9 protein-coding genes are annotated in these 12,348 nt (G+C 56.9%); all 9 read left to right on the forward strand.

The features are described from left to right. The first annotated feature begins 2 nt into the window (after nucleotides 1–2). The 9 genes from rluB to JYG33_RS00345 all read left to right on the forward strand — a co-directional run bounded on the left by rluB (nucleotide 3) and on the right by JYG33_RS00345 (nucleotide 12,320). The gene (gene rluB, locus JYG33_RS00305) at nucleotides 3–1,835 is read left to right on the forward strand and encodes a 23S rRNA pseudouridine(2605) synthase RluB (RefSeq protein ID WP_207873645.1); all 1,833 of its coding nucleotides are present in this window, start codon (nucleotides 3–5) and stop codon (nucleotides 1,833–1,835) included. Nucleotides 1,836–2,157: 322 nt separating this feature from the next. Next, nucleotides 2,158–2,649 (forward strand): ribosome maturation factor RimP, encoded by a 492-nt coding sequence (gene rimP / locus JYG33_RS00310; RefSeq protein ID WP_207873646.1) that lies wholly within the window; start codon nucleotides 2,158–2,160, stop codon nucleotides 2,647–2,649. After that, nucleotides 2,646–4,130: a transcription termination factor NusA gene (gene nusA / locus JYG33_RS00315; RefSeq protein ID WP_207873647.1), complete on the forward strand. Its 1,485-nt coding sequence runs from the start codon at nucleotides 2,646–2,648 to the stop codon at nucleotides 4,128–4,130. The genes rimP and nusA overlap by 4 nt, the downstream gene beginning before the upstream one ends. A 67-nt stretch (nucleotides 4,131–4,197) precedes the next feature. Then, the gene (gene infB / locus JYG33_RS00320; protein WP_207873648.1) at nucleotides 4,198–7,251 is read left to right on the forward strand and encodes a translation initiation factor IF-2; all 3,054 of its coding nucleotides are present in this window, start codon (nucleotides 4,198–4,200) and stop codon (nucleotides 7,249–7,251) included. Between the two features lie 3 nt (nucleotides 7,252–7,254). After that, entirely contained in the window at nucleotides 7,255–7,668 is a 414-nt protein-coding gene (gene rbfA, locus JYG33_RS00325; protein WP_207873649.1) for a 30S ribosome-binding factor RbfA, read from the forward strand. Between the two features lie 33 nt (nucleotides 7,669–7,701). Further along, on the forward strand, nucleotides 7,702–8,454 hold the full coding sequence (truB, locus tag JYG33_RS00330; RefSeq protein WP_207873650.1) for a tRNA pseudouridine(55) synthase TruB: 753 nt from the start codon (nucleotides 7,702–7,704) through the stop codon (nucleotides 8,452–8,454). 3 nt (nucleotides 8,455–8,457) lie between these two features. Beyond that, nucleotides 8,458–10,275 (forward strand): translational GTPase TypA, encoded by a 1,818-nt coding sequence (gene typA / locus JYG33_RS00335; RefSeq protein WP_207873651.1) that lies wholly within the window; start codon nucleotides 8,458–8,460, stop codon nucleotides 10,273–10,275. Nucleotides 10,276–10,656: 381 nt separating this feature from the next. After that, nucleotides 10,657–11,847, forward strand: coding sequence for an FAD/NAD(P)-binding oxidoreductase (locus JYG33_RS00340; protein ID WP_207873652.1), 1,191 nt, complete (start codon nucleotides 10,657–10,659; stop codon nucleotides 11,845–11,847). A gap of 14 nt (nucleotides 11,848–11,861) precedes the next feature. Further along, nucleotides 11,862–12,320 carry a DUF1641 domain-containing protein gene (locus JYG33_RS00345; protein ID WP_207873653.1) on the forward strand — a complete coding sequence of 153 codons (459 nt, stop codon included), beginning with the start codon at nucleotides 11,862–11,864 and terminating at the stop codon, nucleotides 12,318–12,320. Nucleotides 12,321–12,348 lie beyond the last annotated feature (28 nt).

The raw sequence follows: 12,348 nt of genomic DNA on the forward strand, positions 1-12,348 counted from the left end.
AAATGACTGATTCGCACGAGACGAACACAGCCTCTATGTCGGACGCCTCTGGCGCGGCCGATCCTAAAAACCCACGCGCAAAAGGCCAGGGACGTAAATTACGTACCCCGTTTCGCCGCCGTCGTGGTGATGCGACCCAAGAGTCCGCCCCTCGCCAGAATGAAGAAGCCCAGGCTGCCGCTCCTAGCGAAGCCAAGGCTCGGCCTGCTCGTCCAGCACAAAATCGCCGCAAGCCTGCTCCTGCCGGTCGTCGCCAGGATACGCGCGGTGGTGCCAGCAAGCGCCCAGCGACGCAGCAGGCTCGTTACACGAATCCGGCAGATGATGCTCCCGTTGTGGTGCTGGATGGTGACGATGACATCGCCTTTAGCCACTTGGACAAGCAAGGTCGCCTGTCGCAGCGTTTGGGTAAATACATGGGCAGCGAGCTGGTGCAGCCCAAGTTGCACAAAGTGCTGGCTGAGGCGGGTATCGGTTCGCGCCGCGATATGGAAGAGTTGATCGTCGCCGGTCGCGTATCGGTGAATGGCGAGCCTGCTCATATCGGTCAACGCGTCAGCGCCGAAGACAAGGTGCGTATCAATGGTCAGTTGGTCAATCGTGCCAATGCCAAGCGTCCGCCCCGTGTGATCCTGTATCACAAACCGGCTGGCGAGATCGTGACGCACGATGACCCTGAAGGTCGCGCCACCGTGTTTGGTCGTCTGCCTTCCCTGAAAGTGGGCAAGTGGCTGTCCGTAGGTCGTCTGGATTTGAATACCGAAGGTCTGTTGATTTTCACAACCTCCGGCGATATTGCAAATCGCATGATGCATCCTCGCTACGGTGCCGAGCGTGAATACGCCGTGCGCGTGCTGGGCGAGTTGAGCGAAGAGCAAATGCAGTCTTTGCGCGATGGCGTGCAGTTGGAAGACGGTGTGGCCAAGTTTGGTGCGATCGAGTTCCTGGGTGGTGAAGGCAGTAATCGCTGGTATCGCGTCACTATTCACGAAGGTCGTAATCGTGAAGTGCGTCGTATGTTTGAAGCCATGGGTGTCACGGTTAGCCGTTTGATTCGTACACGTTTTGGCGATGTGGGTCTGCCCAAGAGCCTGCGCCGTGGTCGTTGGGAAGAGCTGGATGCCGACCTGGTAATGGCCTTCATGCTGCGTTTGGGTCTGGTTAAAGAATCGGACGATGAGGGCTCGTATCAGCGCCGTGAGCGCCAGCCCTTGTCGCATGACAGCGCCTTGCCTCCCGGTTTCGGTACTTTGGAGCACAATGGTCTGAGCGGTGCCCGTATGGGACGTGGTGGCCGAGTCGCCAGTGGCCGTGGTCGTTCGTCCAATAATGTGCGGGTGAATGAGTCAGTCAGCGGCGCCCTGTTTATCAGTGGCGGTCTGGCGAATGGCCATCCTGATGGTGGTCGTCGCGAACACGGCAGTCGTGAGCACGGCGGTCACGGACGTGGTGCGCCACGTGCCGGTCAAGGTGCTCGTGGTCAGCAGCGCGGTCGCTCGGCAGAAGGTCGTTCTTCGGAAGGCCGTAGCCACGAAGGTCGTGGTCACGAGGGTCGCTCGCAAGAAGGTGCGCGTGTTCACAATGGCCGTCGTCCGGCGCGCGGTGAACAGGGCGGTCGCAGCGAGCAGGCTCGTGGCGGTCACGCACGTGGTGCTCAGGAAGGGCGTGCTCCATCGGCTCGTCGCGGTGCAACAGACCGTGCGGGTGCAGGGCAGGGGCCTAAGGCTCACGTGAAGAAAACAACAGTAGTGCGTCGTGTTAATCGACGTGATGATGACTGGCAGCCAGCCAGCTCGGCCGCTCACGAGTCCCATCTGGGGCGTGGGCGTCGATAAAGCCAAGTCGCACGGACTTTGAGTTTGTGGCCCGAACCCTGCGGTTTGGGCCTGTAAGGCCGTGTGAATGCACGTATTTTCCGGTTTTCTGGTAGAATATAGAACTTGGCTCAGAGACGATAGTGTCGGCTGGGTCTTTTTTGATGCTGCGCGCCAGCGAATAGGGCGGTCTTTCAAGGCAAAGACCGCGTGGATCATCCGGTTCGGTTGCGCCTGCAACTACCCGATTTGACGTTGGCAATGCGCAAGACCAGGGCCCGCTTGACTCTCAAGTGTGCATGGTGACCATGGGCTGGCGTACAGCCCATTTTTTTTGGATTTTATGGCAGACATTCTAGCTTTGGCACAAGAGACCCTGGCGGGTACCGAGTACGAACTGGTGGACGTGGAGCGTGCGCCGCTAGGCTTGTTACGCATCGTCATCGATCACCCGGAAGGGGTGCGTATCGAACACTGTGAATGGGTGTCTAAACAATTATCGCGCGTTTTCGAAGTGGAAAACGTGGAATACAACCGCATGGAAGTCGCCTCGCCGGGGATAGATCGCCCTTTGTTGCGCGTTGGCGATTACGTGCGTTTCGCGGGCAGTCGGGTGCAAGTGCGCCTGCACGAGGCAGTCGACAATCGGAAAGTGTTTGTGGGTACGCTCCACGCTCCTGAGGGGGCGCTACCGGCTAGTGTTCCGCTGGATACCGTTTTTAGGCTGGAACTGGACGAAGCATCGGGCAAGCTGACGCAGGTCGAATTCACCTATGACCAGGTGGATCGTGCCAAATTGGATCCCGTTCTTGATTTCAAGGGTAAGAAGCGATGAGTCGCGAAATTCTATTGCTGGTCGATGCGCTGGCGCGTGAAAAATCCGTAGCGCGTGATGTCGTGTTCACCGCGCTCGAAAGCGCCTTGGCCTCGGCCATGAAAAAGCGCTTCAAGGAAGATGTCGATATCCGTGTGGAAATCGACCGGGAAACTGGTGCCCATGAAGGGTTCCGGCGCTGGCTGGTCGTGCCCGACGAGGCCGGCCTGCAAGAGCCCGATAAACAGGAAATGTTGTCGGACGCCCAGGAAATCGATCCCGAGCTGCAAGTGGACGATTACATCGAAGAACCGCTCGAGCCTATCGAGTTCGGTCGTATCGGTGCCCAGGCGGCCAAGCAGGCCATCCTGCAAAAAATCCGTGACGCCGAGCGCGAACAGGTTCTGAACGACTTCCTGGAACGTGGTGAAACCATCGTTTCCGGTACGGTCAAGCGCATGGATAAGGGCGATGCCATTATCGAAATGGGCAAGATCGAAGCGCGTCTGCCACGCTCGGAAATGATCCCCAAGGAAAACATCCGCGTGGGTGACCGCGTGCGTGCCTGGGTACAAAAGGTGGATTACGCGGCTCGTGGCCAACAGGTCATCTTGTCGCGTACGGCCCCTGACTTTATTAAAGAACTGTTCGAGAACGAAGTACCTGAAATCGAACAGGGTCTGCTGGAAATCAAGGCAGCCGCCCGTGATGCGGGTGTGCGCGCCAAGATCGCCGTTATTGCTTACGACAAGCGTATCGATCCTATCGGTACTTGCGTCGGTATGCGTGGTTCGCGCGTCACTGCGGTGCGTAACGAACTGGGCGGCGAGCAGGTCGATATCGTGTTGTGGGCGGATGATCCGGCCGAATTTGTGATCGGCGCTCTGGCTCCGGCACACGTCGAATCCATTTTGGTGGATGAAGACAAGCACGCCATGGACGTGGTGGTGGACGAAGAAAACCTGCCCAAGGCGATTGGTTCGCGTGGTCAGAACGTGCGTCTGGCCTCCGAGTTGACTGGCTGGCAGATCAACATCATGACACCGGAAGAAAGCCGCAACCGTCAGGACGAAGAGCGCGAAGAATTGCGCGCCACCTTCATGTCCCGTCTGGATGTGGACGAAGCCGTGGCCGATATTCTGATCGACGAAGGGTTTACCGGTCTGGAAGAAATCGCTTATGTGCCTATGCAGGAACTGCAGGATATCGAAGCCTTTGACGAAGAAACCGTCAACGAGCTGCGCGCCCGCGCCCGCAATGCACTGCTGAGCGAGGCTATTGCCAAAGAAGAATTGGTACAGACTGCGGTCAAGGAACTGGCTGGAATCGAAGGCATGACGCCTGAGCTGATCGCCGTGTTGGCCGAAAACGAGATTACAACGCTGGATGAACTGGCGGAACTGGCAACGGACGAACTGTCCGAAATGAGCGGCCTGGCACAAGATGAAGCCAGCGAACTGATCATGCGTGCCCGTGCCCACTGGTTTGACGACGAGGCCTGATATGTCTAGCTAGGTCCCGCGCGTTGTATTCATTAAGAATAGTTGTAGTAAAGCAAGAGAGAGTCGAATGTCGAGTAACACTGTCGCCCAGTTCGCTCAAGAACTGAAAATGCCTGCGAATGTTCTGATGGAACAGTTGCGTAGCGCAGGTATTGAGCTCAAATCAGTTGATGACGCCATCACTGATTCGGATAAGGCGAAGCTGCTTGAATCGTTGCGCCGCTCGCACGGCAGTCAGGAGGGTAATAAAATCACCCTGACTCGCCGTCAAACATCGGAGATTCGTCAGGATGACGGGTCGGGTCGCTCCCGCACGATTCAGGTGGAAACACGCAAAAAACGTGTGTTTGTAAAGCGTGATCCGTCCGAGCTGGTGGCAGAGGCCAATGCGGCATTGGCTCAGGAAAATGCCAAGGAGCAAGCTGCTCAGGCCCAGGCGGCCAGTCAGGAAAGCCCCGCTGTTGAACAGGCGCCTGCCGCGCCTGTCAGCGAGCCGGTGGCCCCTGTTGCAGCGACCCCTGAAGCTCCTGTGAAGGTGGAAACCCCCGTCGAGTCCAAGCCTGCGCCTGCGCCAGAGCCTGAACCCGAAGTGGTCGCCGCCCCAGAACCGACTCCTGTTGCTGAGCCCGCGCCTGAACCTGCTGCTCCTGCAAAGCCCGTTGTGGCTGCCCAGGAAGATACAAAGAAACCCGAGCCTCAGCCTCAGGAACAAGCACCTGCTGCATCGGCACCGTCCGACGCTGCAGCGCCTGTTCAGGAAAAGGCCGATTCGGCTCCCTCTCCTACGGCCCAAGAAAAGCCGGTGGAACCTACTAAATCTGTAAACGACGCCCGTCAAGCTAACTCTGTGAATAAAAATCAGCACCCTCAAGGGACTAAAACGCCCACCTCGACTGGAAAACCTCGGGATATGGCCGCTACTAGCCAGCGTCGTGCCGTGCGCGGCCCGGTGATTCCGCCTGTTGCCGCCGATGTGGAGCAAGACCAGGATCGTGATCGCGCCCGTAAAGCAGCCGAGGCTGAAGCCGCTGCCTTGCGCGATATGTTGAACCGTCCTCGTAAAGTCTTGCGTGCTCCCGAGCCCGAGGCTGACAGCAAGGCAGGCGCCAAGGGCGCTCAGAAGAAAGACGCCAAAGGTTCCAAAACCGATAAAGTTCCAGGCAAACCGGTCAAGACCGATAGCACCCCAGGCTGGACCAGCGATGCAAGCCGCAAGAAGCAGCCCTCCAAGGCTGATGTGGCTTCCGCCGGTGCCGGTGGTGGTCGTGAAGGCTGGAAATCCAATTCCAAGGCCGGTCGTGGCAAGGGTGGCCGTGGTGGCCGTAACGCTCAGGCTGATCGTCGCGAACCGCAAGTGGCAGAATTCATCGCCCGTGAAGTTCACGTGCCTGAAACCATTTCGGTCAGCGATCTGGCTCACCGGATGGCCGTCAAGGCTGCCGAGGTGATCAAGCACCTGATGAAACTGGGCCAGATGGTCACCATCAACCAGGTGCTGGATCAGGAAACGGCCATGATTCTGGTCGAAGAGCTGGGTCACAAAGCGATTGCGGCCAAGCTGGACGATCCGGAAGCCTTCCTGGTTGATACCGATGCTCAGAACGATGCCGAACTGAAGCCACGCGCTCCAGTGGTAACCGTGATGGGTCACGTTGACCACGGTAAAACCTCGCTGCTGGACTACATCCGTCGCGCCAAGATCGCGTCGGGCGAAGCCGGTGGTATTACGCAGCACATTGGTGCTTACAACGTAAAAACAGATCGCGGCACCGCTACCTTCCTGGATACCCCCGGTCACGAAGCCTTTACGGCCATGCGTGCTCGCGGTACCAAGGCAACGGACATCGTGATTCTGGTGGTGGCCTCGGATGACGGCGTGATGCCTCAGACCCGTGAAGCTATTCACCACGCTCGCGCCGCTGGCGTGCCGCTGGTAGTGGCGATCAACAAGATCGACAAGCCCGAAGCCAACCCGGAGCGCGTCAAGCAGGAACTGGTTGCCGAGCAAGTCGTTCCTGAAGAATACGGTGGCGATGTGCCCTTTATTCCTGTGTCGGCCAAAACCGGCCAGGGCATCGACGAACTGCTGGAAAACGTGCTGCTGCAAGCCGAAATGCTGGAGCTGAAGGCCCCGGTAGACGCGCCTGCCAAGGGCACCGTCATTGAAGCCCGTCTGGACAAGGGCCGTGGTCCTGTAGCGACCATCCTGGTTCAGAGCGGTACCCTGAACCGTGGCGACAGCGTGCTGGTTGGCGCATCCTTCGGTCGCGTTCGTGCCATGTTGAATGAAACGGGCAAGTCGCTCAATTCCGCTGGTCCATCGATTCCGGTCGAAATCCAGGGTCTGACCGATGTGCCTGCCGCCGGTGACGAACTGGTCGTGATGGCTGACGAGCGTAAAGCCCGTGAAATCGCCCTGTTCCGCCAAGGCAAGTTCCGCGATGTGAAATTGTCGCGTCAACAGGCCGCCAAGCTGGAATCCATGTTCGACAACCTGGGCGAAGGTACACAGACTCTGTCGCTGATCATCAAGACCGACGTACAGGGTTCGCAAGAAGCGCTGGTGCAGTCGCTGGTCAAGCTCTCTACCGACGAAGTGCGCGTGGTGGTTGTACACGCCGCCGTGGGTGGTATCTCCGAGAGCGACGTCAACCTGGCTATCGCCTCCAACGCCGTTGTTATTGGCTTTAACGTACGTGCCGAGCAAAGCGCCAAGAAACTGGCCGAAGCCAACGGTATCGACATGCGTTACTACAACATCATTTACGATGCGGTCGACGAGGTCAAAGCAGCTCTGTCCGGCATGTTGGCTCCAGAGCAACGCGAAGAAGTCATCGGTATGGTTGAAATTCGCGAAGTCTACAACGTGTCACGTATTGGTAACATCGCCGGGTGTATGGTTACCGAGGGCGTGGTTCGCCGCGACTCGCAAGTTCGCTTGCTGCGCAACAACGTCGTGCATTGGAGTGGCTACCTGGAATCGCTGCGCCGCTTCAAGGACGATGCCAAAGAAGTGCGTTCCGGCTTCGATTGCGGTATCACGCTGCGCGGCAACAACGACATCCAAGTGGGCGACCAGCTTGAGATCTTCGAGATCAAAGAGATCGCCCGGACACTGTAATTTATGGCACGACACAAGTCCAAACCTAACCCAGGGCGCAATCTGCGCCTGGCCGACCAGATCCAGAAGGATCTGGCGGTCCTGATCCAGCGCGAGATCGATATGACCCGCGCTGGTCTGATCACCTTGACCGGTGTAGAGCTGTCTCCTGACTACGCTCACGCCAAAGTGTATTACTCGGTGCTGGGCGCCGAGCCCGAAGCCGCCCAGGCGGCTTTGACCGAGAAGGCCGGTTGGTTGCACTCGCTGCTGTTCAAGCTGCTGCACATCCATACCGTTCCGACTCTGCATTTTCATCACGACCGACAGTTGGAACGCGGCATGGAGCTCTCCAAGCTCATCGACAGCGCCAACCAGGCCGATAGCGAATTGAACGGCTCTGCCTCCAAATCGGACGAGCCGGACGAACAGCCCTGACGCGGCTGTTGTTTCTTCACGGATTGACACACAATGGCTACGCGAAAACGCGGGCAGTTGATTGATGGTGTGCTGCTACTGGACAAGTCCGACGGAATGTCCAGCAACCACGCTTTGCAGCGTGCGCGCCGCACTCTGGATGCCCGCAAAGCTGGCCATACTGGAACCCTGGACCCGTTTGCAACGGGTCTGCTGGTTTGCTGTTTTGGTCGAGCTACCAAGATTTCCGCCACCATGCTGGAAGCGGACAAAGCCTACGAAGCTACCTTGCTGTTTGGTCAGGAAACCGATTCAGGTGACTTGACCGGCAATGTGGTGTCTCAGGCCCCGGCAGAGTTTGCCGGTGTGACCCTTGAGGCCCTGGAGGCCGTATTACCTGCCTTTCGAGGCCCCATTACCCAGGTGCCGCCCATGTATTCCGCGCTCAAGCGCGATGGCAAGCCCCTGTATGAATATGCCCGTCAGGGTATAGAGCTGGAACGTGAGGCACGACATCTCGTGATTCACGATTTGCAGGTGCAAGACTTTACGCCGCAATCGGCGCGTTTGTTTGTACGTTGCAGCAAGGGAACCTATATCCGGACCCTGGCGCAAGACATTGGACGTGCTCTGGGGTGTTTTGCCCATCTGACGGCCTTGCGCCGGACAGAGTTAGGACCTTTTCATATCGACGACGCCTACACCCTGGACGGGTTGCAGGCGATGGAAGACCCGATGTCGGCCTTGCTGGCCATCGAGAGCTTGCCTACCGAGATTTTGCCCAAAAAACTTCAATCAGAAGGATGAGTTATGAGACGCGCATTGCGCAATGTGGCCATTATTGCCCACGTTGACCACGGGAAGACCACCCTGGTCGATCAATTGTTGAGACAGGCAGGTACGTTCCGTGACAACGAACATATCTCCGAACGTGTCATGGACTCGGGCGATATCGAGAAAGAACGCGGTATTACCATTCTGGCGAAGAACTGTGCCGTCGAATACGAAGGCACCCACATCAACATTATCGACACCCCCGGTCACGCTGACTTCGGTGGCGAGGTCGAGCGCGTGCTGTCCATGGTTGACGGCGTGCTGTTGCTGGTGGATGCGGTTGAAGGCCCCATGCCCCAGACCCGTTTTGTGACTCGTAAAGCCCTGGAACTGGGTCTGCGCCCGATTGTGGTGGTCAACAAGGTTGACCGTCCTGGTGCCCGTCCTGACTTCGCCATCAACGCCACGTTCGACTTGTTCGACAAGCTGGGCGCCACTGATGAGCAGTTGGACTTCCCTATCATTTACGCATCGGGCCTGTCGGGCTACGCCGGTTTGACCGAAGACGTGCGTGAAGGCGATATGCGTCCTTTGTTTGACGCTATTTTGCAGCACGTTCCTCAGCGTGAAGATGACGTCAATGCACCTTTGCAGTTGCAGATTTGTTCCCTGGACTACAGCTCCTACGTGGGCAAGATCGGTGTAGGCCGTGTGAACCGTGGTCGCGTGCGCGCTGCCCAGGACGTGATAGTCAAATTCGGTCCTGATGGCGAAGTTATCAAAGGCCGTATCAACCAGGTTCTGAAGTTCAAGGGTCTGGAGCGTGTGTCGGTTGATGAAGCCGAAGCCGGCGACATCGTGCTGATCAACGGTATTGAAGAGCTGGGCATTGGTTGCACCGTGACCGATCCTGCTACGCCTGAAGCACTGCCTTTGCTGCGCATTGACGAACCTACACTGACCATGAACTTCATGGTGAACACCTCGCCTTTGGCCGGTCGTGAAGGCAAGTTTGTGACCAGCCGTCAGTTGCGTGACCGTCTGGACCGCGAACTGAAATCCAACGTGGCGCTGCGCGTTAACGAAACCGACGACGACACCGTGTTTGAAGTGTGCGGTCGTGGTGAGTTGCACTTGACCATTCTGATCGAAAACATGCGTCGTGAAGGCTACGAAATGGCCGTATCGCGTCCACGCGTGCTGATTCGTGAAGAAAACGGCGTCAAGATGGAGCCCTACGAGCAACTGACCGTGGACGTCGAAGACGGCCACCAAGGTGGCGTGATGGAAGAATTGGGTCGCCGTCGTGGTGACTTGCAGGATATGGTTGCCGATGGCCGTGGTCGTACACGTCTGGAGTACCGTATTCCCGCTCGTGGCCTGATCGGCTTCCAGGGCGAATTCATGACCCTGACACGCGGTACCGGCCTGATGAGCCACACCTTTGACGAGTTCCGCCCCATGCGTGAAGGCACGGTTGGCGAGCGTCGTAACGGCGTGCTGATCAGCCAGGACGACGGTGATGCCGTGGCCTACGCGCTGTGGAAACTGCAAGATCGTGGTCGCATGTTTGTGTCCCCCGGTGATGCCCTGTACGAAGGCATGATCATCGGTATTCACAGCCGTGACAACGACCTGGTGGTTAACCCAATCAAGGAAAAGAAACTGACCAACGTGCGTGCTTCCGGTAAGGATGAGCACATTGATCTGGTTCCACCTATCCGCATGAGCCTGGAATACGCTGTGGACTTCCTGGATGATGACGAGCTGGTTGAAGTGACTCCCAAGTCCATTCGCCTGCGCAAGCGTTACTTGAAAGAACACGAGCGTCGTCGCAGCCAACGCGAAGGTTAATCTTTCGGGTTTAGCGATACGAGAAAACGCCTGCTTGATGCAGGCGTTTTTTTTATTCTATATTGTCAGAGTCAGGCCAGATTTGAAAAAGGTATTAGAGAGCTGGGGCGCTTTGATAAGCGCTCCAGCTTGATTTTTAAAATCATAAGCGGGTGGGAGATAAATAAAATTGATTAAGCAGCTTATCAATAAATAAACGGCTGTTTTAATTTCTGCTTAATACTTGTTCGTTCCAGACTGGCTGGACGCATTACCAAGCTCGCTTTGCGAAGTCTCAGTTATAACTGCGTATCTTCTTGTTTTTTATGGATTTTTATAAGTTTTATAAATTTTTATTTATACAAGTTGCTATGCGCAGTTTTCCATTTAAGGAGAATACTGATGGTGCAGCATATTGTGATTGTAGGTGGTGGGATTGGCGGTACGATGACCGCCAATCATCTGGTGACCAAGTTATATCCAGAGATTCGCTCTGGCAAAGTCCGTATTACCATGCTGTCCAATTCCCCCTGGCATTATTACAAGCCCGCTTTTATGTATGTGGCCTTTGATGCTTTTTTTCGGGATGAATTGCGCCGGCCTCAAATTTCCCTGCTACGCCCCGAAATCGATTTTCAGCTAGAGGAAGTCAGCGGGTTTGACTTCAAGGCCAGCCGCCTGCACTGTGCCAGTGGCAAGAAGATTGATTATGACTACCTGGTGCTGTCCACAGGCTGCGTACCTTCACCGGAAAAAATCGAGGGCCTGAAAGAAGGGGGAGACCACTTCTATCAGCACGCCCCCGCCCGACAACTGGCTGACCGCCTGAGCAAGCTGGAAAAAGGCCGTGTGCTGGTCACGGTGACGTTCCCCAAAACCCATAACGTGCCGCACCAGTGCGGGATCGCTCCGGTGGAAACGACCCTGATGCTGGACGAGTATCTGCGTCGTCGTGGGGTGCGTGACAAGGTGGAGATTGCCTATACCTATCCCACCACCTCCCAGCTTTTGCGTAATTGCCTGTTCATGCAGAACGAGGTTTGCCAGGTCTTGCCCCCCATTTTTGAAGACCGGGATATCAAACACCAACGTGGTTTTACCTTGAGCCGGGTGGACCCGGAACGCAAGATTGCCTATTCCGCCGAAGGGGCCGAGGAGCCCTACGACTTGCTGATGGCAACACCTCCGATTACGGCTGTGGCCGCAGTCCGGGATTCCGGCATTTCGCAGGCGGCAGATAACGAAGGCTGGGTGCCTACCGATCACCAGACCCTGAAAGTGCTGGGTCTGGACAATGTGTATGTGCTGGGTGACACCGTTGATCTGCCTATCAGCAAGGCGGGTGGCTCTTGCCATAACCAGTCGCCCGTGGTGGTCAATAACCTGGCCTCAGAGCTGCGATTCGGGCGCACCAGCGACGAATACGATGGCCGTGTGGTAGCGGTAGCCCAAATGGGTCTGGAGGGCGGTATGCCGCTCTGGTACGACTACAAGGAGGATGTGCATCCCACGCCGCCCACCAAGCTGGGTGGCTTGCTGCGCAAGGGCTTTAATCGGGGTATTTACTGGGCTGTGGCCCGTGGCTTGGTCTAAGTCAGGAGAGACAGATGAATTCGGTATCGGATAAATCCTTGAACCCCGAAGACGCGGGTGCGGCTCAGAAAAAACCAACAGCCCTGGAAGCTTTACTGGGAGAAGACCCTGGCATCAAGGGCCTGGACGAACTGATTGGCAAGATCGAGCCCTTGCTGGCCGGTGGTCGCCTGAATCGGGTGGTGGACGCGGTGTCCTTGTTGGCCGATCTGGTGGACATGACGGACGACTACATGCTGGAAAAGCTCATGAAGGGCTTTGAGGAGGGCATAGGAGCCGCCTGGTCGGTTGGAAATGCGGCACGCATGGCTTCGGATCAAGTGCGGGCCACGGAGACTACCCCGACTCTGATGGGCCTGATACGGCTGGCCAAGGAGCCGGAGGTGCGTCGCGGCCTGACCTTCTTCTTGATGATGGCCGGTGTCATGGGGCGCCAAATGCGCTATCAGAACCTGGATCACACGGGGGACTGATAGGGTTGCTGTATTGCTAAAGAAAAAT

Origin of the sequence: Alcaligenes sp. SORT26 (assembly GCF_017377875.1) — a bacterium.
GTDB classification, from domain to species: domain Bacteria; phylum Pseudomonadota; class Gammaproteobacteria; order Burkholderiales; family Burkholderiaceae_B; genus Alcaligenes; species Alcaligenes parafaecalis.